The following is a 26,041-nucleotide window of genomic DNA, read 5'->3' on the forward strand; positions in this document are numbered from 1 at the left end:
TCGTCACCCGGCGATAAAGTCAGACCATGGCGAACGACGACGGGTTGAGGCAGCGGCACAAGGAGCTCGCGGAGACGCTCATCGAGCACCGTGAGCGCTACTACGTCGACGACTCGCCGACGGTCTCCGACGTCGAGTACGACCAGCTCATGCGTGACCTCGAGGAGCTCGAGGAGCAGCTGCCCGAGCTGCGGACGCCCGACTCCCCGACACAGACCGTCGGCGGGCACGCCTCGTCGTCGTTCGAGGCCTACGAGCACCGCGAGCGGCTCTACAGCCTCGACAACGCCTTCTCGAGCGAGGAGCTCGAGGCCTGGCACGGCCGCCTGGTCCGCGAGGGCGTCGACGACGCCGAGTTCCTGTGCGAGCTCAAGGTCGACGGCCTGGCGATCTCGCTGACCTACGAGGACGGCAGGCTCACCCGTGGGGTCACACGCGGCGACGGCCGGGTGGGCGAGGACGTCACCAACAACGTGCGCACCATCAAGGTCATCCCGCACCAGCTCAAGGCCTCGGCGGACCATCCGGTCCCGGCCTACGTCGAGGTGCGGGGCGAGGTGTTCTTCCCGACGAGGGAGTTCGAGGAGTTCAACACCGCGTGGGCCGAGGCGGGCAACAACCCGTTCTCCAACCCCCGCAACGCCGCCGCGGGCACGCTGCGGATGAAGGACGTCACGGTCACGGCGGGCCGTCCCCTGTCGATGGTGTGCCACGGCCTCGGCTACCGCGAGGGGTTCAGCCCCGAGCGCCAGAGCGAGGCCTACGACGCGCTCAAGGCCTGGGGCCTGCCCACCAGCGACCGCGCCAAGGTCGTCAAGGACCTGGCCGGCGTCGAGGAGTTCATCGCCTACTACGGCGAGCACCGCCACGACGTCGTCCACGAGATCGACGGCGTCGTGGTCAAGGTCGACCAGGTCGACCGCCAGCGGCGTCTCGGGTCGACGTCGCGGGCGCCGCGGTGGGCGATCGCGTGGAAGTATCCGCCCGAGGAGGTCAACACCCGGCTGCTCGACATCCGGGTCAACGTCGGCCGCACAGGTCGGGTGACGCCCTACGGCGTCATGGAGCCGATCCGCGTGGCGGGCTCGACGGTCGAGATGGCGACGCTGCACAACCAGCACGAGGTCAAGCGCAAGGGTGTCCTGATCGGTGACATGGTCGTGCTGCGCAAGGCCGGTGACGTGATCCCCGAGATCGTGGGCCCGGTCGTCGCGCTCCGCGACGGCAGCGAGCGCGAGTTCGTGATGCCCACCGAGTGCCCGGCCTGCGGCACGCCGCTGGCGCCGTCGCGCGAGGGCGACAAGGACATCCGCTGCCCCAACACGCGCTCGTGCCCCTCGCAGCTGCGCGAGCGTCTCACGCACGTCGGCGGACGCGGGGCCTTCGACATCGAGGTCTTCGGCTGGGAAGGTGCCACCGCGCTGCTCGACGCCGGGGTGCTCACCGACGAGGGCGGGCTGTTCGCCCTGACCCACGACGACCTGATGAAGGTCGGCCTCTACACCCGAGCTGCCAAGAAGACCGAGACCGACGACGCGGTCGACGGTCGTGTCCTGAGCGCCAACGGCATCGCCCTGCTCGCGAACCTCGAGACGGCCAAGACCCAGCCGCTGTGGCGCGTCCTCGTGGCGCTGTCGATCCGCCACGTCGGTCCCACGGCGGCGCGGGCGCTCGCGACGCACTTCGGCACGATGCAGGCCATCGAGGACGTCCTCACCGTCGACGACCCGGCCCAGACGCTCTCGGCAGTCGACGGCGTCGGCCCGACGATCGCCGATGCCCTCGTCGAGTGGTTCGCCGTCGACTGGCACGCCGACATCGTCAGGCAGTGGCGCGACGCCGGTGTCGTCATGGCCGACGAGCGCGACGAGTCGATCCCGCGCACCCTCGAGGGACTCACGATCGTCGTCACCGGCTCGCTCGAGCGGTTCACCCGCGACTCGGTCAAGGAGGCGATCATCGCCCGCGGCGGCAAGGCGTCGGGATCGGTGTCGAAGAAGACCGACTACGTCGTGGTGGGGGAGAACGCCGGCTCCAAGGCCGACAAGGCCGAGGAGCTCGGTCGTCCGATCCTCGACGAGGAGGCCTTCGAGAAGCTGCTGGCCGAGGGCCCGCCGGCGGCCGACGACGACGCGGCCGACGATGACGCAGCCGCAGCCGATCAGGTCGGCGAGGCGTGATGTCGTCCCTCGCGTCGGTCAACTTCCTGGTCCACGACATCGACCAGGCGCTCGCGTTCTTCACCTCGTCCCTGGGCTTCGACGTGCTCACCGACGAGACGAGCGGCGGACGGCGTCGTGTGGTCGTCGCGCCGGCTGGTGGATCGGGTGCGGCGCTGGTGCTCAAGCCTGCCGAGGGCGACGAGCAACGGGCCGCTGTCGGACGTCAGGGAGGTGGCGCCGTGCTGTTCTTCCTCGAGACCGACGACTTCGCCCGCGACCACGAGCGCATGCTGGCGGCGGGCGTCTCGTTCCGCGAGGAGCCCCGCCACGAGGTCTACGGCAGCGTGGCCGTCTTCGACGACCTCTACGGAAACGGCTGGGATCTCATCCAGCCAGCGTCCTGACGGTCATACTGGTCCCATGCTCGACATCCGCCCCAGCTGTGAGTGCTGCGACCGCACGGTCGCGCCTGACTCGACCGATGTCTTCATCTGCAGCTACGAGTGCACGTGGTGCCGCGACTGCGCCCAGGACGTCCTGCGCGGTGAGTGCCCCAACTGCGGCGGCGAGCTCGTGCGCCGTCCGGTTCCGTCGGCCTCGCGGCTGGTCGACGACCCGCCGTCGACGACTCGTGTCTTCAACCCCGACTGCCGCGCGGTCCCCGCATGACCGACGAGGAGCTGCTGGCGGGGCTGCGCCGGCTCTTCGAGACCCGTGACCCGTCCGACGGCCTCGACCGCAGTGACGGATACGGCAGCGACTACGTCGTCGACCGTCTCGAGCTCGTGACCGGCGACGACGGCTTCGACACGCTCGAAGTGGTCGTCGCGATCGGCCCCGACCGGGCGGTGTCGCGTCTGCTGTTCGACCGTTCGTGGCGCCGTGACAGTGGTCTGGACGACGTGATGGCCTACGCCGCCTACGTGATCGCCAAGTGGGCGGAGTCCCGCGTCGACGAGGTGCGCACGACGGTGGGCAGTGGCTCCACGGCTGAGGGGAACGACGACCTCGAGGCCGTCCTGCGTCGGACCTACGCCAACGTCAACGTGACCGGTCACGGCTCCTACGAGGTGGTCGACGAGGACGGTGAGGTCTTCGTCGTCCACGTGACGCCGCCGGAGTGGAGACGTTTCGTCGCCGGTCGCCCCGATCCGCTGGCCGAGCTCGAGGAGCGCATCGCGACACGCTGGGACGACGAGTCGCACATCGTCTACTTCCGCGACGGGCTGCACCGCTCGATCCGGGCCGAGCTGCCGCCGGTGCGGAGCATGCTGCTGAGGGATGCCTCGGTGCCGGACGAGGTCGTCTGAGTGGCGTCCCTCCCGCCGCTCGCCGACCGGCTGCTCGAGGCCCAGGTCCGGTTCCACGTCGACCGTCTGTCCGGCGACGAGCTGACGACCACCGTCACCCGCCTCTGCGAGACGCTGCTCGACGCCGCAGGCGGCCACCAGATCGCCGACCTGGTCGACCGGTCGGTCGTCAAGGACGTGGTCGGCCGCGCCCTGACCGACGTGCCCGGCAGCGCTGCCGTGGCCGGCTTCGTCGAGCTGGCGCGCGAGATCGTCCGGGCGGGGCCGGCCGAGCCGTTCCCGCTGTCCGACGTCGTCGACCGTGACCAGGTCGAGCGTCTGCTCGACGAAGGCCTCGCGCTCACACCGTCCCTCGAACGGGCCCTCGAGCGGCTGACCGCCAGCCCCCTCGTCGGGGCTGCGGCGACCCGGTTCATGGGCCGCATCGTGGGCGAGGCGCTGGCCGCCAACCAGGCCGTCGCCGACAAGGTGCCGGGACTCGGCTCCCTGATGTCGTTGGGCACCCGTGCCGCGGCGGGTGTGGTCGGTGCGGCCGACAAGCAGCTCGACGGGCTGCTGGCCGACACCGCGGGCAAGGGCGGCACGCTCGCGGTGCGCCGGCTCAACCGGATCATCGTCGACACGCTGCGCGACCCCGTCACCCGCGAGGCGGTGCTGCAGGTGTGGGACCTCGCCGCGGCCGAGCCCATCCGCGGCCTCGGCGACGCCGCGGGCGCCGACGAGGCAGCCGGTGTCGTGGATGCCGCTCGCGACCTGGTGGTCTCGATCCTGGCCGATCCGCACGTGGTGGCGCTCGGCCACGCCGTCGTCGACGGCTTCTTCGAGTCGTTCGGCGGCTACACGCCGAGCGAGCTGCTGGTGGAGCTCGAGCTCGATCGTGCCGACCTCGTGGCCGACGTCGTCAGACTCGCGCCCGGCGTCGTGGGCACCCTCGTCGAGTCCGGCGAGCTGGCCGAGCTGCTCCGCGCCGAGCTCGCGCCGTTCTACGCCTCGGACGAGGTCGCAGGGCTGCTGGCCGAGGGACGCTGAGTGCCGCCGCGGTCACCACTGCCGATGCGCCACGGTCTCGGTGCGGCATGGCTGCGCACGCCCGACCGCGACAAGCCCCGACCCGATCCGTGGCCGACGATGGGCGCCTGGCTCCGTGAGCGCCTGCCCGAGCGGGTCGACATCGAGCGGATGCTGGCCGAGGAACGGTTCGTCCACGACGACCTGAGCCCCGTGCGTGACGACGAGCCCTATGCCCCGCACACCTTCGTCTGGTTCCACCGCGACCTGCCCGAGGAGGTCGAGGTGCCGGGTCAGATCCACGTCGTCCACCGCGACGATCGGCTCGTCGTGGTCGACAAGCCGGCGTTCCTCTCGTCGATCCCGCGCGGCCAGCACGTCCGGCAGAGCGTCGTGACCCGCCTGCGCGCCGAGCTCGACCTGCCGGAGCTGTCACCGCTGCACCGGCTCGACCGGATCACGTCCGGGCTCCTGATGCTGGCGACGACGCGCCAGTGGCGCGGCCCGTACCAGTCGCTGTTCCAGGCCGGCACCGTCCACAAGACGTACTGGGCGCTGGCGCCCGTGCGGGACGACCTGGAGCTCCCGGCCGTGGTGCGCAACCACCTGGTCAAGCGCCGCGGCAGCTGGCAGGTCGACGTCGTGCCTGACGCGCCGGTCAACGCCGAGACCCGCGTCGAGCTGGAGTCGCAGGTGGGCGAGCAGGGCGTCTACCGCCTGACGCCGCGCACGGGACGGACCCACCAGCTGCGCGTGCACCTGCACGGACTCGGCATCCCGATCGTCGACGACCCGCTCTACCCGGACGTGCTGGACGTCGCGGTCGACGACTTCAGCCGGCCGCTGCAGCTGCTGGCCGGAGAGCTGGCGTTCACCGACCCGGTCGACGGGTCGGCCCGGACGTTCCGCAGCGTTCGGCGTCTGCCGCTGACGAGCTAGGCGTCCTTGGCGGCCTGCACGACGAAGACGCCGATCGAGAGCACGGCGAACACGATGCCCTGCCACCACAGCCCACCGGCCGCCGCATAGAGCGCGACGGTGATGAACAGCATGACCTGCACGACCAGGCGCGTCGGCTGGTCGAGGCGGCGCACCGACAGCGGTGCCATCCACTGGGCCCAGATGCCGACCGCGACCATCGCCAGGAACACGCCGACGGCCCAGCCGCGCCAGCCGTCGGCGAAGCCGTGACCGGCCAGCACGAGCAGCACGACCATCGCGATCTCGCACAGGAAGGCGACCGCGTCGAGGGGGCCGAGGTCCTCGGGCTTCTGGGGAGGCATGACCCCAGCCTAGGGAGTGCTACTTTCGCGCCATGACCGAGACTCCGCGGCCCACTCCCGTGATCCTGCTCGTCACGACTCAAGATCACCGCGACGTGCTCCAGGACGAGTTCGAGAGCCGGTACGCCCGCGACTACGACATCCGGGTGACGACGGACGTCCTGGGAGTCACCGACCACGCGGCAGCGATCATCGCGGACGGCCAGGGCATCGCCCTGATCGGCGTCGACTTCGGCCTGGAGATCGACGCCGTCGACGTCCTGGACGTGCTGCGCAACGTCTCGCCGAGCAGCCGGCGCATCGTGCTGGTGAAGTTCGGGACGTTCCAGCAGGCGCTCGAGGAGCTGCGACCGGCGCTCGCGGTCGGTCGGCTCGACACCTACCTGATCATCCCGCAGGCCCCCCGCGACGAGGAGTTCCACACCGCGATCGCGGAGTACCTCTCGGAGTGGGCGACGTCGACCTCGACGCCGGAGGTCGCGGGCGTCCGGATCGTCGACGACGGCACGCAGGTCGAGGTCGCGGGCATCCGTGACTTCCTCGACCGGATGGGTGCGCCGTGGACTCGCTACCGCCCCGACAGCCCGGTGGGACGAGAGCTGCTCGCCGAGGTCGGCGACGACGCTCCGCTGCCGGTCGTCGCGGCGTTCGGACGTCCGCCGATCGCCGGGGTGACGGAGCGGAGCCTGGCGGCCACGTTCTACGGGTCGCCGGCCGACCTCGGTGACGACTACGTCGCCGACCTGCTGATCATCGGTGCCGGACCGGCTGGCCTCGCGGCCGCGGTCTACGGCGCGTCGGAGGGCCTGCGCACCGTCGTGCTCGACGCCGAGGCCGTCGGCGGGCAGGCCGGCACGAGCTCGATGATCCGCAACTACCTCGGCTTCCCCCGCGGCGTCTCGGGCATGCGCCTGGCGTTCCGGGCCCGTCTCCAGGCCACCCGGTTCGGAGCGCGCATCTTCACCGGCCGGGCGGTCGAGGGGCTGAGCGTCGGTGACCTCCACGAGGTGACGTACGACGCGGGGGTCGTCCGGGCTCGTGCGGTGCTCATCGCGTGCGGCGTGCGCTACCGGCGCCTGGGTGTCCCGGCGCTCGAGGAGCTGGTGGGTCTCGGCGTCCACTACGGCGCGGCGTCGAGCGTCGCCCGCGAGATGGAGGGCCGCGACGTGTTCATCGTCGGCGGTGGCAACTCAGCCGGTCAGGCCGCGATCCACCTGGCTCGGTTCGCCCGCTCGGTGACGATCATCGTCCGCCGTGCGAGCCTGTCCGAGACGATGTCGGCCTATCTCGTCGACGAGATCCAGATGCAGCGCACGATCCGGGTGCGCACGGGGGCCCACGTCGTCGACGGCGGCGGCGAGGGGCGTCTGCAGTGGATCGACCTCGAGGTCGGCGGGTCGACCGAGCGGCTCGACGCAGACGGGCTGTTCCTGCTGCTGGGTGCCGAGCCCGGATGCGACTGGCTGCCCTCCGAGGTCAGTCGTGACGGGCGTGGCTTCGTCCTCACCGGTCGCGACATCCCCAAGCAGCTGTGGCGAGACGGTCTGCCGCCCGCCCCGCTGGAGACCGCGGTGCCCGGCATCTTCGCGGCAGGCGACGTCCGGGCCGGGTCGATGAAGCGGGTGGCCTCGGCCAGCGGCGAGGGGGCCGGCGCGGTCTCCCAGGTGCACGCGCACCTGGCCCCCGCTCCGGACTAGACGGACCGCACCCGCTTGACGATGCTCGCGGCGAGCTGGTCGGCGTTCTGGTCGGGGAGCCAGTGCGTCGCGCCGTGGATGACCTCGAGCTCGTACGGGCCCGTCACGAACTGCGGGTTGAGGTCGGCGCCGCGGCGGACCAGCGCGGTGTCGCCGTCGCTCCAGACGTACGTCGTGGGCACCGACACCCGGCGCCCCACCTGGTTGGCGCCGAGGAACAACGAGCGGTAGTAGCCGAGGCCGCCGCGCAGGGCGCCGTCGGCGACGATCTCGCTGCGGAACGTCTCGATCATGGTGCGGTCCATGCCCGACGCCCGCAGCATCTTCTCACCGAAGCCGCCGGGCCGGCTGAGGATCCGCTCCGGCAGGAAGGGCAGCTGGAACAGCAGCATGTAGTAGGACTTCAGGATCTGCGAGCTGCTGAGCATCGACTTCATGAACGCGCCGGGGTGCGCGACCGACACGGCCGTCAGGGAGAGGACGTCGTCGGGGTGGTTGCCGGCGACGGCCCACGCCACGGCCGATCCCCAGTCGTGGCCGACGAGGTGGACGGGCCGGCCGATCTGGTCGATCAGCGCCTTGACGTCGCTGACGAGGCCGGTGATCCGGTAGGCGAAGCGGGAGCGGGGTCGGGCGCCGGGGGAGTAGCCGCGCTGGTCGAGCGCATACGTGCGGAAGCCCTCGGCGTGGAGCTGCTCGGCGACCTGCGCCCACGACGTGGCCCGCTGGGGGAAGCCGTGCAGGAGCACGACCGGCGTGCCGTCGAGGGGGCCGCTGTCGATCACGTCGAACGTGAAGCCGGCGTGGGTGAACTGGGAGATGCGCTCGGTCATGGCTCCATCGTGTCAGAGAACGTGGTTATCTGACAGCCTCGGAGCCCGGCGCCGGGTCCGCGCCGGAGTCACTAGGATGGATCAGCACCCTCGGTGCATCGCACGACCACCCATCGCACGACCTCCCATCCCAAGGAAGCTGTATGTCTGAGCCCGTCACGGGTATCTCGCGTGACGACGTCGTCCACCTGGCCGGCCTCGCCCGCATCGACCTCAGCGACGCTGAGCTCGACCACCTCGCCGCTGAGCTCCCCGCCATCCTCGAGCACGTCGCGAGCGTCCAGCAGGTCGCCGGCGACGACGTCCCGGCGATGAGCCACCCGGTGCCGGTCGACAACGTGTTCCGCGACGACGTCGTCCGTCCGAGCCTGGCCCCGGAGGACGCGCTCGCCGCCGCCCCGGCGTCCGACCAGCAGCGCTTCCTGGTGCCCAAGATCCTCGGGGAGGGCTGACATGACGACTGATCTCACGCGCAAGACCGCTGACGAGCTGGCGCACGCGCTGGCGACCAAGGAGGTCTCGTCGGCCGAGGTGACCCGGGCCCTGCTCGACCGGATCGGCGCGGTCGACGGCGCGATCCACGCCTTCCTGCACGTCGACGCCGAGGGCGCGCTCGCCGCGGCCGCCGACATCGACGACCGCCGGGCCTCGGGCGAGGAGCTGTCCTACCTCGCCGGCGTGCCGATCGCGGTCAAGGACGTCCTGGCGACCCGGGGCGTCCCGACGACCTGTGGCTCCAAGATCCTCGAGGGCTGGATCCCGCCGTACGACGCGACCGTCACCGCCAAGATCAAGGCCGCGGGCCTGCCGATCCTCGGCAAGACCAACATGGACGAGTTCGCGATGGGCTCCTCGACCGAGCACTCCGCCTACGGTCCGACGCACAACCCCTGGGACACGACCCGCATCCCCGGCGGCTCGGGCGGTGGCTCGGCCGCGGCCGTCGCCGCCTTCGAGGCGCCGCTGGCGATCGGCACCGACACCGGCGGCTCGATCCGCCAGCCCGGTGCGCTGACCGGCACGGTCGGCGTCAAGCCGACCTATGGTGGGGTCAGCCGCTACGGTCTCGTCGCCATGGCCAGCAGCCTCGACCAGGCCGGACCGGTCACCCGAACGGTGCTCGACGCCGCCCTGCTGCACGAGCTCATCGGCGGGCACGACCCCATGGACTCCACGAGCATCCCCGAGGCCGTCCCGGCCGTCGTCGCCGCCGCGCGTCGCGCCGACGTCAAGGGCCTGCGGATCGGCATCGTCAAGGAGCTCGGTGGCGAGGGGTTCCAGCCCGGCGTGCAGGCACGCTTCACCGAGGCCGTCGACCTGCTCACCGCAGCGGGTGCCGAGGTTGTCGAGGTCTCGATCCCGAGCCTCGAGTACGCCCTCGGTGCCTACTACCTCGTGATGCCGAGCGAGGCGAGCAGCAACCTCGCCAAGTTCGACGCGATGCGATACGGCGTGCGCGTGGCTCCCGCCGGCAACGACGACCCGAGCGCCGAGCAGGTCATGGCCTCGAGCCGCGACGCGGGGTTCGGCGACGAGGTCAAGCGCCGCATCATCCTGGGCACGTACGCCCTGTCCAGCGGCTACTACGACGCCTACTACGGCTCGGCGCAGAAGGTCCGCACGGTCCTGTCGCGCGACTTCGCAGCAGCCTTCGCCGACGTCGACGTGCTGGTCTCGCCGACCTCGCCGACCACGGCGTACCCGCTCGGCGACAAGCTGGACGACCCGCTCGCGATGTACCTCGGCGACGTCGCGACGATCCCCGCCAACCTGGTCGGCATCCCCGGCCTCTCGCTGCCCGTCGGCCTGGCCGACGAGGACAGCCTGCCCGTGGGGCTGCAGTTCCTGGCCCCGCAGAAGGCCGACGACCGCCTCTACAACGCGGCCGCCGCGCTCGAGCGACTGCTCGAGCAGAAGTGGGGCGGCACGCTGCTGTCCCGTGCACCCGAGCTGGAGGTCGTGCGATGAGCACGGAGACGTTGGTCCCGTTCGACGAGGCCCTGACCCGCTATGACCCCGTGATGGGTCTCGAGATCCACATCGAGCTCAACACCGCGACCAAGATGTTCTGCGGCTGCCCGACCGAGTTCGGCGCCGAGCCCAACACCCAGGTCTGCCCGGTCTGCCTGGCGCTGCCCGGTGCGCTGCCGGTCGTCAACGCCAAGGCGGTCGAGTCGGCGATCCGCATGGGCCTCGCGCTCAACTGCGAGATCGCCGAGTGGTGCCGGTTCGCGCGCAAGAACTACTTCTATCCCGACATGCCGAAGAACTTCCAGACCTCGCAGTACGACGAGCCGATCGCGTTCGACGGCTGGGTCGACGTCGAGGTCGACGGTGAGACGTTCCGCATCGAGATCGAGCGGGCCCACATGGAGGAGGACACCGGCAAGGCGCTGCACGTCGGCGGCTCCACCGGACGCATCCACGGCGCCGACTTCTCGCTGGTCGACTACAACCGTGCCGGCATCCCGCTGATCGAGATCGTCACCCGCACGATCGAGGTCCCGCCCGAGAAGGCCCCGGCCGTCGCTCGCGCCTACGTGTCGTACGTGCGTGACCTGATCGGCGGTCTCGGTGTCTCCGACGTCCGCATGGACCAGGGGTCGCTGCGCGCCGACGTCAACCTGTCGCTGAAGCCCAGGGGCTCTGACGTCCTCGGCACCCGTTCGGAGACCAAGAACGTCAACTCGTTCCGGTCGGTCGAGCGTGCCGTGCGCTACGAGATCTCGCGTCACGCGGGCATCCTCGACGCCGGGGGCAAGGTCGTGCAGGAGACGCGTCACTTCCAGGAGGACACCGGCACGACGCTGTCGGGTCGCGAGAAGTCCGACGCCGACGACTACCGCTACTTCCCGGAGCCCGACCTGGCTCCCGTCTCGCCGTCGCGCGAGTGGGTCGAGGAGCTGCGGGCGACCCTGCCGGAGCCGCCGGCCGTGCGTCGCGCCCGGCTCCAGGCCGACTGGGGCTTCTCCGACCTCGACATGCGCGACACGATCGGCGCCGGGGCGCTCGACCTGATCGTCGCGACGGTCGAGGCCGGCACGACCCCCCAGGCTGCCAAGAAGTGGTGGCTGGGGGAGATGGCCCGTCGCGCCAACGAGTCGGGGCAGGACATCGACACCCTCGGCATCACGCCGCAGCAGGTCGCCGAGATCCAGGCGCTGATCGACGCGGGACGCATCAACGACAAGCTCGCCAGGTCGGTCTTCGACGGTGTCATCGCCGGCGAGGGCACGGCCGAGGAGGTCGTGGTGGCCCGGGGGCTCGAGGTCGTCTCGGACGACGGTGCGCTGGGCGCGGCCGTCGACCGTGCGATCGAAGGCGATCCGGACGCGGCGGCCAAGATCAGGGCCGGCAACCTCGGTGTGGCCGGTGCGCTGATCGGAGCGGTGATGAAGGAGATGCGCGGCCAGGCCGATGCCGGTCGTGTCCGCGAGCTGATCCTCGAAAAGCTCGCCTAGGACCCGACTCGCACGACCCACACGGGGCAATCTGCCGGTTGCCCCGTGTGGGCCCGCCCGGACGGTTAGAATTGCAACCAGTCCAGGGAGGGAGACCCGTGACGCTGACATCTGATGTCGATGGTCCAGACGCGCTCGCAGCGTGGCACCTGCGCGGCAGCATGCACTTCGCCGGCAGCTTCGTGGTGCTGCTGATCGCCACCGGCCTGACGGAGACGCTCACGTACGACGTGGGTCTCGTGCTCCTCGGCGTCGTGGCTGCGACCGGCCTCGCGTTTCTCGCACTGATGGTCGTGCGTCAGCTCGAACGTCGGTGGTCCTTGCTCCTGTGGCCCGTCGCCGTGTGCTGCGGCGTGGGCGCCCTGGACGCTGTCGCCCATGCGGCAGCGGGTCTCGTCATGGGCCTGGTCGTCCTGTCCTTCCTGTTCGTCGGCCTCAGCCAGCCGCCCCACTGGGGCCTGCCGCTGGTGGTGCCGGCTGCCGCGCTGTTCGTCCAGGTCATGGACCTGGAGCCTCGGCAGGTGGCCGTGCGCCTGCCCGTCGCGGCGGCGGTGTGGGTCGTCTGCAGCGAGGTGCCGTCGCGGCTCATCATGGAGCTGCGCCAGAAGAACGCGGCGCTCGAGCTGCTCGCCACGACCGACAGCCTGACCGGGCTGCTCAACCGGACCCGGCTCGACGTCCACCTCGACCGGGTCGGTGGCACCGGGTCGGTGGCACTGATCGACCTCGACCACTTCAAGGAGTTCAACGACGAGCACGGTCACGTCGCGGGAGACGTCGTGCTGATGGACTTCGCCACGGCGCTCAAGAACGGCGTGCGTCCCCAGGACGCGGTGTTCCGCTACGGCGGCGAGGAGTTCCTCGTCGTGCTGGCCAGCACGACGCCCGACGAGGCAGGGCTGGTGCTCGACCGTCTTCGCGCCGCGTGGTCGGGCCACGGGTCGGGCCTGACCTTCAGTGCGGGCGTCACGACCGGCGGTCTCTCCGCGGTGCGACGGGCAGACGCCCTGCTCTACGAGGCCAAGGCGGACGGGCGAGACCGACTGGTCGTCGACACCGGGCGCGCGGGACGCATCGCGGTCTGACAGAGCCAAGCCTGACCTTCGTGAGGCTGTCCTGATCAGGGGGGTGCGGGGTTACGGTCGCACCATCGTCCCGACCAGGAGGCAGCCATGACCGTCGTCGATCTCCCCGAAGTCCACACCTGTTCTGTCGAAGGGTGCTCCTACAACAGCGACACGGCGTGTCACGCGGGAGCGATCACCGTGTCCGGCGACCAGGCCGCCTGCGGCACGTTCATCGACATCGGGACCCACGGCGGGCTCAGCATGACGCTGGCCAAGGTGGGCGCCTGCCACCGAGCGGACTGCAGCCACAACGACAACCTGGAGTGCGGTGCGACGTCGATCTCGGTCGGGCCCGGTGCCGACGCGGCGGACTGCCTGACGTACGCGCCGACCTCCTGACGGTCGGGCTCAGCCGACGCGGGTCAGCAGCTCGCGCAGCTCGTCGAGCACGATCCCGGGGAACTCGATCGGGATGAAGTGTGTCGCGCTGAGCTCTCGGTAGCGCGAGCCCTTGATCCGCTGCGACGCGGTGAGCATGTCGCGGGCTCCGGTCAGCACGTCCCATCGCCCGGCAAGGAACGTGACCGGGATGTCGATGTCGCTCAGCGACACCCGCGTGTGCTGGGCGACGCTCAGCGCCAGCTTGGCGTACCATGCCGGGTGCGTCGTGAAGAACTCCTGCAGCAGCGTCCGCAGCTCGGCGGTGTCGGCCGCGGGGTGGATGAGGCGCGTCTGACGCACGATGTCGGCGGTCAGGTTGGTCCACGGGAGGCGGCGGGTCACGGGGGCCAGGGCGTGCCCGGTCAGGGTCACCGACTTCGCCAGCCCGACCATGACGCCGCGGGCCAGCATCGGAGGCACCCGCAGTGGCGCCAGCATCGTCGAGAAGGTGTTGCCGGGCACGCCCGCGACGGCCAGGATGCCGGTGACCCGCTCGGGATGACGCGTGGCCAGCTCGAACGCGATGGTCACGCCGGTCGACCAGCTGGCGACGACGCAGGACTCGATGCCGGCGTCGTCCATGACGGCGATGGCGTCCTCGACGAACGACTCGAGGTCGACCCGGCCGTCGACCGGGCGCGCGGAGCCGCCCACGCCGCGGTGGTTCCAGCCGACCACCCGCAGGCCCGAGTCGGGGCGGAGCAGGGACGGCCAGGCGTGCGGGTTGGTGCCCAGGCCGTTGGAGACCAGGATCGTCGGCCCGTCGCCGTCGTTGGTCCACGCCCGGATGCTGGTGCCGTCAGCACTCTTGACGTCGTAGTAGCGCAGGAGGGCGGGGGTTGTGGGCACGCGCTGATTGTCCACGGCGAGGCCCCACGTGGCAACGCGGAACGCGTGCAGCAACGATGGGGGATCGGCTCCGGGCGTGCCGGTGGGCCGCCGGACCAGGGGGATGGGTGGCTGGTCAGGCGGCTCGGCGGTAGCCGGTTCGTCGTCGACGCCGTAGGCGTCTGCCGTCGCGGGTCGTGAACACGAACCCGGTGACCGCGTCCCCGCTGATCTGCAGGAGGTTGCGGTGCACCAGATGATGGCACCTGGTGCACAGCCCGATGAGGAGGTCGATGTCGGTCGGGCCGCCCATCGACCACCAGATCGAGTGGTGGATCTCCAGATGGGTCTGCTTGCAACCGGGCGCAGCGCACTCGCCCATCTGCCGAGCGATCACACCCTTGCGCTGCCGAAGGTTCGGCGAATACATCGCCGTGCCGACATTCAAGATCTGCGACTGCACGGCCTTGCCGTCCTTCATCACGATCGGCGTCACCGCAGCCATGCACGTCAGCATCATCAGCAGCTGTGGGCCGATCGCCCCGTGACCGGCCAGCACCGCGGGCTCCGTCGCCGGCATGACCGGCGGATTCAGATAAGGCTTCTTCGTGGTCTGCTCGACATGCTCGGCCGCAGCGGCGAGGGTCTCGGCGTCCACGAACACGCTCATGTGGGGCTTGACGCCCTTGTCAGCCGGCAGTCCTGAACCGAGGAACGCCGACGCGAGGTCGTCGACGGCCTGGACCCGACGCTCGGCCCCGGTCCTGGTGTCATCCACCCCCGTAGGAGCGGAGAGGGCGTCGATAGCCTTCTTCAGCTTCGACCCGGTGACGGTGTTCAAGAACCCGGTCACATGAAACCCGTCCGGCAGTGCGTCGATGGAGAAGTCCTCCTTCTCCATCCCGTCCAAGTACTTCTCGTCCAGGTCCTCGGGATGCAGCACGTCCTGGAGGTGCTTGACCGCCTCGAACAGATCACCCGGCGCACGAGCCAGAGCGACCTCGACGAACTCGGCCTCGAACTCGCGCATCGACTCCAACCCGATGTGCCGCAACCCGTAGGCGAACACCGCCACATGCGCGGCGCTGATCTTGCCGGCCAAGGCCGCTTCAGCCACCAACGACAAGTCACCCAACGCCTGAACGTTGCGAACGAGGATCGATGCCTGGCCCGGCTTCAGCCGCAGCTGGTTACGGACCCACGCATTCAGGGTCGACGCACCATCGAGCTCGAACTCCTTCGAACCCTGAAGCTCCGCCAACAACATCGACTTCGCCGCATCCAAAGCATCCTGGGCAACCTGCACCGCATGCAACGACTCCCGCACATCCCCCGACGAGAGCGCGAGCGCAGCGGTGCGCATCGCCTCGATCGTCGGCTGCGGATTCATGACCCCAGACTACTCGAACAGACGTTCGATCACAAGGCTTTGGCGATACAAATCTCCTGCAACCGCAGCAGAACATGTGCGATTCTGCACTTTGGATGAGACGACGCTTGAGTCCTGTGTCGAGTTGAATCTGTTGCGCGCCGTCTGTGCTCGGCAGACTGACCGCGGCTCGCCGGCCCTCAGCCCAGCGCCAGCACCGCGTCGACGAATCGTCCGGCGCCGCCGTCGGAGTCGGGCAGGAAGAGGCTGGGCTCCGCGAGCTCGAGCTCGATGAGGACGGGCGCGCCGTCGGCGCCGGTCACCAGGTCGATCCGCGCGTAGAGCGGAGCCGACTCGAGGCCCAGCAGGGAGACGGCCGTCGCGAGCACGTGCTCGGAGACCTCCCGCTGGGCGTCGGACGGCGTGCGCGGGGTGATCGACTCGCGGCTGTCGCGGTCCTGTCGGACGCCTTCACCGCGGTTGAGGAGGGGGCCCTTGCGGATGGCGTGCGAGAACGTCCCGGAGAAGTGGAGCATGGCGGTCTCGCCCTCGTCGTCGACCGAGGCGATGTAGGGCTGTGTCATGGAGGTGCGGCCGGCGGCGACGAGCTCGGCGCTGTGGGCCCACACCTGCTCGCGGGTGGACCAGCGGGCGGTGTCCTTCGAGCCGGACGAGATCGTGGGCTTCACGACCCACTCGTCGTGGTCGCCGATGTCGTCTCCGGCGGCGACGTCCCACCGGGTCTCGATGATCGGCACGCCGGCGGCCTGCAGCTGCTGGAGATAGACCTTGTCGGTGTTCCAGGTCAGGACGTCGTGGGAGTTGTGCAGCTGCGGCACCGCCGCGGCCCAGGCGAGGAACTCGTCGCGGCGGGCGATGTAGTCCCAGCACGAGCGCACGACCACCGCGTCGTACGACGGCCAGTCGACGGCCGGGTCGTCCCACACGACGATCTCTGCATCCGTGCCGCGCTGCTCCGCGGCTGCGAGGAGGAGCGGGAGGTCGGCGTCGTAGGGGCGGTGAGTGCTGCTGGTCACGAAGGCGATGCTCATGCGTCCACCCTAATCGGTGAAGCGCAACACTTCACTCTTGCTATTTGAAGCAAATGACTTCACTATGGGGAAATGAACCAGAACGCTTCACTGCACTATGCGGTGATCGGCGACCTCGTCGGCTCCCGCGAGCAGCCTTCGCGCACGCAGGCCCAGGAGCAGCTGGTCGCCGCGCTCGCTGCGGTCAACGACCGGGTCGAGGCCGTGCAGCCGCTCGAGCCCACGATCGGCGACGAGCTGCAGGGCGTCTACGCCGACCTGCACGGTGCGGCGTACGCGACCGTACTGCTGCGACTCGCCCTGCCGGAGCCGATGGACTGCCGGTTCGGGATCGGGGTCGGCCATCTGGAAATCGTCGGCAGCTCCGCCTACGGTCTGACCCAGGACGGTCCGGCCTGGTGGTCGGCGCGTGAGGCGATCGACGCCGCCAAGGCCATGGGGCGACAGGTCCCGGGTCTGCGGACCAGGATCGTGCGACCCGACCACGAAGGGGGAGACATGGCGAACGCCTACCTGCTCTGCCGCGACACGATCGTCAGCGACTTCGACGCCCGACAGCGGCGGATCGCCCTCGGCGTGCTCGACGGCAGGACGTTGGCGACGATCGCCGACGACGAGGGCATCTCGACCTCCGCGGTGTCGCAGCGTCATCGGGCCGGCATCAGCGCCCTGGTGCAGTCGATCGGCGAGGTGCCCCGATGAGTGCCCTCGCGGTGCTGCTGGCCGCGGTCGGCCTGGCCGACCTGTCGCGGCGCTGGAAGGTCGCCGTCGGTGTGGTCGTGCTCGTGGCAGGCCTGCTCACGCTCGGCGCCGGCTGGCACACGCTGTGGCTCGCGGTCGTCCTCGGCATCGTGCTCGTCGTGTGGGTCGACGCGGCCGACCATGACTCGTCCGCCGGCATCGGGCTGCTCGGGGTGGCGAGCACCGTCCTGGTGCTGTCGTCCGGCGCGCTGAGCTTTGACGACGCGCCTCTGCAGGACTGGTACGACGACCTCCCGATCCCGCGACTGGCCGCCGTGCCGCTCGACCGGGCCGCCCTGGGGCTCGGCGTCGTGCTGTTCCTCGCGACCGCGGCCAACGTGGTCGTTCGCCGGGTGCTCCAGGCGACCGGGCCGCACGTCCTCGACCAGGGCAACGACCTCAAGGGGGGCCGGGTCCTCGGGCCGCTCGAGCGGTGGTTCGTGCTCGCCTGCGCGCTCAGCGGCAACCTCGCGGTCATCGCGGTGGTCGTGGCGGCCAAGGGCATCCTGCGGTTCCCCGAGATCTCGCGCGACGGGCCTGACGGCCTGCGGGCGGAGTACGTCCTGGTGGGCAGCTTCGTCAGCTGGGCGCTCGCGCTGGTGTTCGTGCCGCTGTTCTAGCCGCAGCCGGGAGGGACTCCGCGAACGAGGCCCGGCGCCTCGCGCGTAATCTTGGGCACATGCCTTCCGAGAACGAGATCGACATCAAGCCGCGCAGCCGCACCGTCACCGATGGCCTCGAGGCCACCGCGTCACGAGGGATGCTGCGCGCCGTCGGCATGGGTGACGACGACTGGGCGAAGCCCCAGATCGGCGTGGCCTCGAGCTGGAACGAGATCACCCCCTGCAACCTCTCGCTCGACCGCCTCGCCAAGCGCGCCAAGGAAGGTGTGCACGCCGGCGGGGGATACCCGCTCGAGTTCGGCACGATCTCGGTGTCCGACGGCATCTCGATGGGCCACGAGGGCATGCACTTCTCGCTCGTCTCGCGCGAGGTCATCGCCGACTCGGTCGAGACCGTGATGATGGCCGAGCGCCTCGACGGGTCCGTGCTGCTCGCGGGCTGCGACAAGAGCCTGCCCGGCATGCTGATGGCTGCCGCACGCCTCGACCTGGCGAGCGTCTTCGTCTACGCCGGGTCGATCATGCCCGGCAACGTCGACGGCAAGGACGTCACGATCATCGACGCCTTCGAGGCCGTCGGCGCCTGTCTCGCCGGGAAGATGTCGCGCGAGCAGGTCGACAAGATCGAGCGCGCCATCTGCCCCGGCGAGGGCGCCTGCGGTGGCATGTACACCGCCAACACCATGGCGTCGGCCGCCGAGGCCCTCGGCATGAGCCTGCCGGGCTCCTCGGCCCCGCCCGCGATCGACAGCCGCCGCGACGAGTACGCGATCGCCTCGGGCGAGGCCGTCGTCGAGATGCTGCGCCAGGGCATCACGGCCCGCGACATCCTGACCAAGGAGGCGTTCGAGAACGCCATCACCGTCGTCATGGCGCTCGGTGGATCCACCAACGCGGTCCTGCACCTGCTGGCCATCGCCCGCGAGGCCGAGGTCGACCTGACCCTCGCCGACTTCAGCCGCATCGGCGACAAGGTCCCGCACCTGGGCGACCTCAAGCCGTTCGGCCGCTACGTCATGAACGACGTCGACAAGGTCGGTGGCATCCCGGTCATCATGAAGGCGCTGCTCGATGCGGGCCTGATGCACGGCGACTGCCTGACGGTCACCGGCAAGACGATGGCCGAGAACCTCGCGCACATCGAGCAGCGCATCGACGGCGACGTCATCCGTGCGATCGACAAGCCGATCCACCAGACCGGCGGCCTGACGATCCTGCACGGGACCCTGGCCCCGGAGGGTGCCGTCGTCAAGAGCGCCGGCTTCGACTCCGACGTCTTCACCGGGACGGCACGCGTCTTCGACGGCGAGCGCAAGGCGATGGACGCCCTCGAGGACGGCACGATCGTCGCCGGCGACGTCGTCGTCATCCGCTACGAGGGCCCCAAGGGTGGCCCCGGCATGCGCGAGATGCTCGCCATCACCGGCGCGATCAAGGGCGCGGGGCTGGGCAAGGACGTCCTGCTGATGACCGACGGTCGTTTCTCCGGCGGCACGACGGGCCTGTGCGTGGGTCACGTCGCCCCCGAGGCCGTCGACGGCGGACCCATCGCGTTCGTCAAGGACGGCGACCAGATCACCCTCGACGTGGCCAACAAGCGGCTCGACGTCGCGGTCGACGCCGACGAGCTCGAGGCGCGCAAGGTCGGCTGGGAGCCGCTGCCCCCGAAGTACACCAAGGGCGTGCTCGCCAAGTACCGCAAGCTCGTCAGCTCCGCGGCCGACGGCGCCGTCTGCGGCTGACGGCGTGAGCGGACCGGTCTTCGCGACCCGGTGGGACTTCCTGCTCGCCACGGTGCTGATCGGCGTCGACCGGAGCACCGGGGTCTACTCGGGGAGCGAGACCGTCCCCGGGCAGCAGATGGTGTGCGTGTGGACGCGCCGTGAGATCGCCGAGGAGGCGCTGCACGTCGAGTCGTGGGACCTGCGACCCATCGAGGTGCGCGATCTCGTGGCGATGCTCCCGCCGGGCATCGGCGTCGTCGTCGACCCCGAGCGCCCGTCGGGCATGACGGCATCGGCGGCCTACGTCTCCGCGCTCCGGCCGTTGCTCGATCCGTTCCCGCCCGACGTGGCGATCCTGGTGGGCAGCTGGGACGAGCTGGCGGGCGACGTGCTCGACGCCGTCCGCGCGACGATGTCCGGCCCGGCGGCCGTGCGTGACCTGGTCGCCTTCACGTACCGCGTCGACGACAGCCCCCCGCTGGGATGTCTCGCCTTCGCCGCCGACGACCCTGCGCCGGCCACCGCGGCGCTCAGGGCCGCGACGGCCTCGGTGGTCGACCCCGGTGCCCTCGGCGTCGCGGCGATCAGGATCGTGCCCACCGGCGTCGTGCCGGCCGAGGTGCTGACCGCCGTCGGTGACACGTTCAGGGTCGCGCCACCCCGCCGTCGGGGTCGCTGGCGCCGCTGACCTGGCGGTCCGCCGGTGACCTGCGCCGGAACGCGAAAGGGCCACCACCTCGCGGTGGCGGCCCTCTGCGAGCCCGACCCGTCGGCCGGCTCAGGGGTGTCGGATCAGGCGCAGTCCTTCGCGGCCGACGCCGCGATGTCTTGGTAGGCCTTGGTGTCCTTGGTGCTCGGCTTGTACTTCACGTCGCGGTTGACCAGCGCGGCGAGCAGCTCGTCGGGGAGCTTGGAGTCGTCGAGCTTCTCGCCGAAGCAGCCGGCCTGCTTGTCGGTGAGGCCAGCGGTCTTGAGCGTCGCGGTGAGCTGCTTGACCGAGGGGCGCTCGTCGGGGTCGACGGACTCGACAGGCGCGGCAGGTGTGGCCGGTGTGGCGTCGGACGGTGCGGCGGAGGTCGGCGCGCTCGACGTCTTCGTGTCGCCGGCGGTGTCGCCGTCGGATGAGCTGCCGCCGCACGCACTGGTGATCGTGAGGGCGAGCGCGGCAAGCGCGAGCCCGGTGGTGCGTCGCATCATGGTGGTCCTTCGAGATGGGGGACGGAACTTCCCCATGAAAGCAACCGGCCCCAACCCCGTGCAGCGGCGGGGTGTCGGACGCGCGGTGCGCCGCACCTAGAATGGGGACGTCATGAGCGTCCCAGTCGATCCCCCCGAGCCCGTCTCCGACATCGATCCTGACGAGCTGGTGATCGCTCTGCGGGTGCTGGCCGCCGCCGAGCGCCTAGACGAGGAGGATCCCGACTACGTCGCGCTGCGACGCGCCTGCGGCACGTTCTACAAGAACGTCAAGAAGCACCGCCGCCTGGAGAAGCGGGCCCAGATCGCCGCTGCCGACCGCGCCGTCGTGGCGAGCACCGCGACGGGGTCGCCCACCCGGATCGACGACGAGACCGAGGGCATCCCGCTGGTCTCCAACGCCGAGGGCGCCACGGCAGGCACGCTGCTCGTCCCGCGGCCCTGCTACATCTGCAAGCAGAAGTACACCGTCGTCGACGCGTTCTACCACCAGCTCTGCCCCGACTGCGCGGCCCTCAACCGGTCCAGGCGCGACGCCCGCACCGACCTGACGGGCAAGCGGGCGCTGCTCACCGGCGGGCGGGCCAAGATCGGCATGTACATCGCGCTGCGGCTGCTCCGCGACGGCGCCCACACGACCATCACGACCCGGTTCCCCCACGACGCGGTGCGCCGGTTCACCGCGATGCACGACAGCGCCGACTGGATCCACCGGCTCCGCATCGTCGGCATCGACCTGCGCGACCCGGCGCAGGTGGTGGGCCTGGCCGACTCCGTCGCCGCTGCCGGGCCGCTCGACATCCTGATCAACAACGCGGCCCAGACGGTTCGCCGCACGCCGGGGGCCTACGCGCCGCTGGCCGAGGCCGAGTCGGCTCCGCTGCCCGAGGGGCCGCTGCCGGAGCTGCTGACGTTCGGCCACACGAGCGACGCCCACCCGGCCGCGCTGGTCGGCTCGGTGTCGGCCCATCCCGTGCTCGCGGGCGACAGCCACACGGCCGAGGAGCTCACGTCCCTGGCGATGACGGCCGGCTCGGCCGACCTCAGTCGCATCGACGCCGGAGGGCTCGTGCCCGACACGGTCGACATCAACAGCTGGACCCAGCGCGTCCACGAGGTCGACGCCCTCGAGCTGCTCGAGGTGCAGCTCTGCAACACGACGGCGCCGTTCATCCTCGTCAGCAGGTTGCGTCCCTCGATGGCCGCAGCCGAGGCCCGTCGGACGTACGTCGTCAACGTCTCGGCGATGGAGGGGCAGTTCGGCCGGCGCTACAAGGGCCCCGGGCACCCGCACACCAACATGGCGAAGGCAGCCCTCAACATGCTGACCCGCACGAGCGCGGGGGAGATGCTGGCCGAGGACGGCATCCTGATGACCGCGGTCGACACCGGGTGGATCACCGACGAGCGGCCGCACCCGACCAAGGTCCGTCTGGCGGAGGAGGGGTTCAAGGCGCCCCTCGACCTGGTCGACGGGGCGGCACGCGTCTACGATCCGATCGTGCGCGGCGAGGCGGGGGAGGACGTCCACGGCGTGTTCCTGAAGGACTACGAGGCGTCGCCCTGGTGACCCGTTCGGCGCTGCTCCAGGACCAGTGGACGGCGCTGCGTGCCTGGATCGGGGAGTCCGGACTGCTCGACCACCGCGACGATCCCAGCGTCCTCGAGGCCTGGAACGTCCACGAGCTGGTGACGCACCTCGGGCGGTCGTTCCTGGCGCTGACCCTGCTCGGCCCGGAGCGCGGTGCCGAGCCGCAGCCGCTGGGCTCCTACCTCGGCGCCTACGCCGCGTCGGCGCAGGAGATCGCCGACGGCACCACCGAGCTGGCGCGGTCGCTCCGTGCCGACGTGCTCGGTGGCATCGACAACTGCGCCCGGCTCGGCTTCCGCAGCCTCGAGCGGCTGCGGGCCGACGTGGTGAGGGGGCCGCGCGGGCCGATCACGCTCGACGACTTCGTGCTGACCCGCCTGATCGAGCTGGTCGTGCACGGTGACGACCTGGCCCGTTCGGTGCCGCAGGTCGCACCCGCACCGCTGCTCGACGGCCCGGTCGAGGCGGTGTCCGCGGCACTCGCCGGTGTCTACGAGGCCGCGAACGGCACGACGCCGCAGGTGGGCGACCGGCTCGACTGGATCCGCCGGGCGACCGGGCGCGTCGCGAGCGACGACGCGGCGCTGCCCCTGCTGTGAGACGCACGACGGCCCGCGACGATCAGGGATCGTCACGGGCCGTCGCGGGGCAGGACGTCAGCCGGTGACGCACTTGCCGATCGCGGTGGTCATGTCGGCCTGGACCTTCTTGTCCTCGTCGCTGGGCTTGTAGTCAGCGTCGCCCTCGGCGAGCGCGTTGAGGGCCTCGTCCGACAGCTTGGAGTCGAGGATCGCGGCAGCAGCGCAGTCGGCCTGCTTCTTGGTGATGGCACCGTTCGACGACTTCTCGAGCTGGTCGGCGAGCTCGCCCTTGCTGGGACGGTCGCTGCCGCCGCCACAGGCGGACGTGAGTGCCAGAGCAGCAACGACGACGGCCGTGCTGAGAGTCTTCTTCATGGGTTCCCCTAGTTCTGGCCCGCGTCATGAGTGGCGGGCGGACGCAGACATCGTGTCAGTTGGTCACCGGTCTTGTCAGATCCGGTGGGCTGGAACGACGCGGAGTCGTTCTCGCCGCGTCCACATGGTGGTACGCGTTGTCTCACGACTTGACCATCCTCGGTCCGGCGACGAGACTTGTCAGGTGCACATGAACCTTCTCGTAGTACGTCACTGACGCGCTGGCCCACCACGCCACGCGTCTCCCTCGATTGCACCCAGCGAACGGTCTGGGGCCGGGGGATTTTTTTATGCGAACAGGCCGGATGGCGACCGGCATACGATGGAACGAACAGTTAGGTAGCAGAACTCATGACCGAGCAGATCGCTGAGCAGCTGACCGGGGCCCAGAGCCTCGTGCGCGCGCTGGAGCACGCCGGGGTGGACACGATCTTCGGCATCCCGGGCGGCGCGATCCTTCCCGCGTACGACCCGCTCTTCGACTCCGAGCAGATCCGCCACATCCTGGTGCGCCACGAGCAGGGCGCCGGGCACGCCGCGCAGGGCTATGCGATGGTCACCGGCCGCGTCGGTGTCTGCATGGCGACCTCGGGACCCGGCGCGACCAACCTGGTCACCGCGATCGCCGACGCGTTCATGGACTCCGTGCCGATCGTCGCCATCACCGGACAGGTCGCGACGCACCTGATCGGCACCGACGGCTTCCAGGAGGCCGACATCCGCGGCATCACGATGCCGATCACCAAGCACAGCTATCTCGTGACCGACGCGGCCGACATCCCGCGCGTCATCGCCGAGGCGTTCCACATCGCCGGCACCGGTCGTCCCGGCCCGGTCCTGGTCGACATCGCCAAGGACGCGCTGCAGGCCTCGACCTCGTTCCACTGGCCGACCGAGCTGGCCCTGCCGGGCTACCGGCCGACGACCCGACCGCACGGCAAGCAGGTCCGTGAGGCCGCACGCCTGATGGCGGCCGCCGAGCGTCCCGTCCTCTACGTCGGTGGCGGTGTCATCAAGGCCAACGCGTCGGCCGAGCTCAAGATGCTCGCCGAGCTGACGCAGATCCCCGTCGTCACGACGCTCATGGCGCGCGGTGCGTTCCCCGACTCGCACGAGCTGCACCTGGGCATGCCGGGCATGCACGGCACCGTCGCGGCCGTGGCGGCGCTGCAGCGCAGCGACCTGCTGATCTCGCTGGGCGCGCGGTTCGACGACCGGGTGACGGGCCAGCTGGCGTCGTTCGCCCCGCTGGCCAAGATCATCCACGCCGACATCGACCCGGCCGAGATCTCCAAGAACCGCACGGCCGACGTCCCGATCGTGGGCGACTGCCGCGAGGTCATCGCCGATCTCATCACGATGCTGCAGAAGCAGGCCGCCGACGACGGCGTCCAGGGCGACTACTCCGCCTGGAAGTCCCAGATGCTGGGCGTCAAGGCCAAGTTCCCCGTCGGCTACGACAAGCCCGAGACGGGCCTGGCGCCGCAGACCGTGATCGAGCGCCTCAGCGCCATCGCCGGCCCCGAGGCGACGTACGTCGCCGGCGTCGGGCAGCACCAGATGTGGGCGGCCCACTACGTCGACTACGAGCGTCCGCGGCAGTGGCTCAACTCCGGCGGCGCCGGCACGATGGGCTACTCCGTGCCGGCCGCGATGGGCGCCCAGGTGGGCCTGCCGGGCTCGGTCGTCTGGGCCATCGACGGCGACGGCTGCTTCCAGATGACCAACCAGGAGCTCGCGACGTGCGCGCTCGAGGGCATCCCGATCAAGGTCGCCGTCATCAACAACTCCTCGCTCGGCATGGTCCGCCAGTGGCAGACGCTGCTCTACGAGAGCCGCTACTCCAACACCGACCTCAACACGGGCCCGGAGTCGATCGGCGCTCGTCGCATCCCTGACTTCGTCAAGCTCGCGGACGCCTACGGATGCGTCGGCCTGCGCTGCGACAACGAGGCCGACCTCGACGCGACGATCGAGAAGGCCATGGCGATCACCGACCGCCCCGTCGTCATCGACTTCGTGGTCGAGCGCGACGCGATGGTGTGGCCGATGGTCCACGGTGGCGCCAGCAACGACGACATCCAGATCGCGCGAGACCTCGCGCCTGAGTGGGACGACGAGGACCTCTGATGAGCACGCAGCACACCCTCTCGGTGCTGGTCGAGAACACCCCCGGTGTCCTGGCCCGCGTCTCCAGCCTGTTCATGCGGCGCGGCTTCAACATCGACTCGCTGGCCGTCGGTCCGACCGAGATCCCCGAGATCTCGCGGATGACGATCGTCGTCAACGTCGACGAGCTGCCGCTCGAGCAGGTCACCAAGCAGCTCAACAAGCTCGTCAACGTGCTCAAGATCGTCGAGCTCGACTCCTCGAGCGCCGTCGAGCGCGAGCTGATGCTGATCAAGGTCAAGACCGACCCCCAGACCCGCGGACAGGTGCTGGAGACCGTCAACCTCTTCAGGGCTAAGGTGGTCGACGTTGCCACCGATGCCGTGACGATCGAGGCGACCGGAGACGCGGGCAAGCTCACCGCGATGCTGAACGTCCTCGAGCCGTTCGGGATCCGCGAGATCGCCCAGTCCGGACGCGTGGCCATCGGCCGCGGATCCCGCTCCATCACCGACCGCACCCTGCGCACCGTTCCCGGCTCGCAAGCTAGCTGACATCCCTGCCTCAAAGGCACGATCCAAGGAGAATC

General features: G+C 70.3%; 27 protein-coding genes. 20 read left to right on the forward strand and 7 right to left on the reverse strand.

Annotated features, from left to right (window positions below; genetic code table 11):
• Positions 1-26 precede the first annotated feature (26 nt).
• The 6 genes from ligA to HQK15_RS09950 all read left to right on the forward strand — a co-directional run bounded on the left by ligA (position 27) and on the right by HQK15_RS09950 (position 5,419).
• Positions 27-2,180 (forward strand): NAD-dependent DNA ligase LigA, encoded by a 2,154-nt coding sequence (ligA, locus tag HQK15_RS09925; protein WP_173491309.1) that lies wholly within the window; start codon positions 27-29, stop codon positions 2,178-2,180.
• Entirely contained in the window at positions 2,180-2,566 is a 387-nt protein-coding gene (locus tag HQK15_RS09930) for a VOC family protein (RefSeq protein WP_173491767.1), read from the forward strand. Before ligA ends, HQK15_RS09930 begins: the two co-directional genes overlap by 1 nt.
• 16 nt (positions 2,567-2,582) lie before the next feature.
• On the forward strand, positions 2,583-2,831 hold the full coding sequence (locus HQK15_RS09935) for a DUF1272 domain-containing protein (protein WP_173491310.1): 249 nt from the start codon (positions 2,583-2,585) through the stop codon (positions 2,829-2,831).
• The gene (locus HQK15_RS09940) at positions 2,828-3,472 is read left to right on the forward strand and encodes a hypothetical protein (protein WP_173491311.1); all 645 of its coding nucleotides are present in this window, start codon (positions 2,828-2,830) and stop codon (positions 3,470-3,472) included. Before HQK15_RS09935 ends, HQK15_RS09940 begins: the two co-directional genes overlap by 4 nt.
• On the forward strand, positions 3,473-4,501 hold the full coding sequence (locus HQK15_RS09945) for a hypothetical protein (protein ID WP_173491312.1): 1,029 nt from the start codon (positions 3,473-3,475) through the stop codon (positions 4,499-4,501). It begins immediately after the preceding gene.
• Between the two features lie 99 nt (positions 4,502-4,600).
• Positions 4,601-5,419 carry a pseudouridine synthase gene (locus HQK15_RS09950; protein WP_217361624.1) on the forward strand — a complete coding sequence of 273 codons (819 nt, stop codon included), beginning with the start codon at positions 4,601-4,603 and terminating at the stop codon, positions 5,417-5,419.
• Here the strand turns inward: HQK15_RS09950 and HQK15_RS09955 are convergent.
• Positions 5,416-5,763, reverse strand: a complete 348-nt coding sequence (locus HQK15_RS09955; RefSeq protein WP_173491314.1) for a YrdB family protein — start codon at positions 5,761-5,763, stop codon at positions 5,416-5,418. The two genes, HQK15_RS09950 and HQK15_RS09955, sit on opposite strands and share 4 nt — an antisense overlap.
• A 32-nt stretch (positions 5,764-5,795) precedes the next feature.
• Between HQK15_RS09955 and HQK15_RS09960 the strand changes: the two genes are divergently transcribed.
• Positions 5,796-7,460: an NAD(P)/FAD-dependent oxidoreductase gene (locus tag HQK15_RS09960; RefSeq protein WP_173491315.1), complete on the forward strand. Its 1,665-nt coding sequence runs from the start codon at positions 5,796-5,798 to the stop codon at positions 7,458-7,460.
• On the opposite strand, the gene HQK15_RS09965 is transcribed toward HQK15_RS09960, so the two are convergent.
• A complete protein-coding gene (locus HQK15_RS09965) occupies positions 7,457-8,293 on the reverse strand; it encodes an alpha/beta fold hydrolase (protein ID WP_173491316.1) in 837 nt (278 codons plus the stop codon). The genes HQK15_RS09960 and HQK15_RS09965 overlap by 4 nt on opposite strands.
• 143 nt (positions 8,294-8,436) lie before the next feature.
• Between HQK15_RS09965 and gatC the strand changes: the two genes are divergently transcribed.
• The 5 genes from gatC to HQK15_RS09990 all read left to right on the forward strand — a co-directional run bounded on the left by gatC (position 8,437) and on the right by HQK15_RS09990 (position 13,220).
• Complete coding sequence (gene gatC / locus HQK15_RS09970) at positions 8,437-8,745, forward strand: Asp-tRNA(Asn)/Glu-tRNA(Gln) amidotransferase subunit GatC (protein WP_173491317.1); 309 nt, start codon at positions 8,437-8,439, stop codon at positions 8,743-8,745.
• A gap of 1 nt (position 8,746) precedes the next feature.
• The gene (gene gatA, locus HQK15_RS09975) at positions 8,747-10,261 is read left to right on the forward strand and encodes an Asp-tRNA(Asn)/Glu-tRNA(Gln) amidotransferase subunit GatA (protein WP_173491318.1); all 1,515 of its coding nucleotides are present in this window, start codon (positions 8,747-8,749) and stop codon (positions 10,259-10,261) included.
• Entirely contained in the window at positions 10,258-11,754 is a 1,497-nt protein-coding gene (gene gatB, locus HQK15_RS09980; protein WP_173491319.1) for an Asp-tRNA(Asn)/Glu-tRNA(Gln) amidotransferase subunit GatB, read from the forward strand. Before gatA ends, gatB begins: the two co-directional genes overlap by 4 nt.
• A gap of 98 nt (positions 11,755-11,852) precedes the next feature.
• On the forward strand, positions 11,853-12,839 hold the full coding sequence (locus tag HQK15_RS09985; RefSeq protein WP_173491320.1) for a GGDEF domain-containing protein: 987 nt from the start codon (positions 11,853-11,855) through the stop codon (positions 12,837-12,839).
• 87 nt (positions 12,840-12,926) lie between these two features.
• Entirely contained in the window at positions 12,927-13,220 is a 294-nt protein-coding gene (locus HQK15_RS09990; protein ID WP_173491321.1) for a DUF1540 domain-containing protein, read from the forward strand.
• Positions 13,221-13,229: 9 nt separating this feature from the next.
• Here HQK15_RS09990 and HQK15_RS09995 read toward each other — a convergent pair whose 3' ends face one another.
• From HQK15_RS09995 to HQK15_RS10005, 3 genes are all read right to left on the reverse strand, one after another.
• Complete coding sequence (locus tag HQK15_RS09995; RefSeq protein WP_173491322.1) at positions 13,230-14,111, reverse strand: alpha/beta fold hydrolase; 882 nt, start codon at positions 14,109-14,111, stop codon at positions 13,230-13,232.
• Positions 14,112-14,226: 115 nt separating this feature from the next.
• Positions 14,227-15,480, reverse strand: a complete 1,254-nt coding sequence (locus tag HQK15_RS10000; protein ID WP_173491323.1) for an HNH endonuclease signature motif containing protein — start codon at positions 15,478-15,480, stop codon at positions 14,227-14,229.
• Positions 15,481-15,659: 179 nt separating this feature from the next.
• The gene (locus tag HQK15_RS10005; protein ID WP_173491324.1) at positions 15,660-16,511 is read right to left on the reverse strand and encodes an ATP-grasp domain-containing protein; all 852 of its coding nucleotides are present in this window, start codon (positions 16,509-16,511) and stop codon (positions 15,660-15,662) included.
• A gap of 72 nt (positions 16,512-16,583) precedes the next feature.
• Between HQK15_RS10005 and HQK15_RS10010 the strand changes: the two genes are divergently transcribed.
• From HQK15_RS10010 to HQK15_RS10025, 4 genes are read left to right on the forward strand one after another with little or no spacing between them, the layout of a single operon-like run.
• Positions 16,584-17,213, forward strand: a complete 630-nt coding sequence (locus HQK15_RS10010; protein ID WP_217361579.1) for a SatD family protein — start codon at positions 16,584-16,586, stop codon at positions 17,211-17,213.
• The gene (locus HQK15_RS10015; protein WP_173491325.1) at positions 17,210-17,872 is read left to right on the forward strand and encodes a hypothetical protein; all 663 of its coding nucleotides are present in this window, start codon (positions 17,210-17,212) and stop codon (positions 17,870-17,872) included. The genes HQK15_RS10010 and HQK15_RS10015 overlap by 4 nt, the downstream gene beginning before the upstream one ends.
• 59 nt (positions 17,873-17,931) lie before the next feature.
• On the forward strand, positions 17,932-19,617 hold the full coding sequence (gene ilvD / locus HQK15_RS10020) for a dihydroxy-acid dehydratase (RefSeq protein ID WP_173491326.1): 1,686 nt from the start codon (positions 17,932-17,934) through the stop codon (positions 19,615-19,617).
• 4 nt (positions 19,618-19,621) lie between these two features.
• On the forward strand, positions 19,622-20,287 hold the full coding sequence (locus tag HQK15_RS10025; protein WP_173491327.1) for a hypothetical protein: 666 nt from the start codon (positions 19,622-19,624) through the stop codon (positions 20,285-20,287).
• A gap of 104 nt (positions 20,288-20,391) precedes the next feature.
• Here the strand turns inward: HQK15_RS10025 and HQK15_RS10030 are convergent, their stop codons facing one another.
• Entirely contained in the window at positions 20,392-20,796 is a 405-nt protein-coding gene (locus tag HQK15_RS10030) for a hypothetical protein (RefSeq protein WP_173491328.1), read from the reverse strand.
• 112 nt (positions 20,797-20,908) lie between these two features.
• Between HQK15_RS10030 and HQK15_RS10035 the strand changes: the two genes are divergently transcribed.
• Both HQK15_RS10035 and HQK15_RS10040 read left to right on the forward strand, forming a co-directional pair.
• Positions 20,909-22,366 (forward strand): SDR family NAD(P)-dependent oxidoreductase, encoded by a 1,458-nt coding sequence (locus HQK15_RS10035; protein WP_173491329.1) that lies wholly within the window; start codon positions 20,909-20,911, stop codon positions 22,364-22,366.
• A complete protein-coding gene (locus tag HQK15_RS10040) occupies positions 22,363-22,986 on the forward strand; it encodes a maleylpyruvate isomerase N-terminal domain-containing protein (protein ID WP_173491330.1) in 624 nt (207 codons plus the stop codon). Before HQK15_RS10035 ends, HQK15_RS10040 begins: the two co-directional genes overlap by 4 nt.
• 57 nt (positions 22,987-23,043) lie before the next feature.
• Here the strand turns inward: HQK15_RS10040 and HQK15_RS10045 are convergent, their stop codons facing one another.
• Entirely contained in the window at positions 23,044-23,343 is a 300-nt protein-coding gene (locus HQK15_RS10045) for a hypothetical protein (protein ID WP_173491331.1), read from the reverse strand.
• Between the two features lie 351 nt (positions 23,344-23,694).
• On the opposite strand from HQK15_RS10045, the gene HQK15_RS10050 reads away from it, so the two are divergent.
• On the forward strand, positions 23,695-25,473 hold the full coding sequence (locus tag HQK15_RS10050; protein ID WP_217361580.1) for an acetolactate synthase large subunit: 1,779 nt from the start codon (positions 23,695-23,697) through the stop codon (positions 25,471-25,473).
• Positions 25,473-26,006, forward strand: coding sequence for an acetolactate synthase small subunit (gene ilvN, locus HQK15_RS10055; RefSeq protein WP_173491332.1), 534 nt, complete (start codon positions 25,473-25,475; stop codon positions 26,004-26,006). Before HQK15_RS10050 ends, ilvN begins: the two co-directional genes overlap by 1 nt.
• Positions 26,007-26,041 lie beyond the last annotated feature (35 nt).

Origin of the sequence: Aeromicrobium stalagmiti (assembly GCF_013283745.1) — a bacterium.
Classification (GTDB): Bacteria; Actinomycetota; Actinomycetes; order Propionibacteriales; family Nocardioidaceae; genus Aeromicrobium; species Aeromicrobium stalagmiti.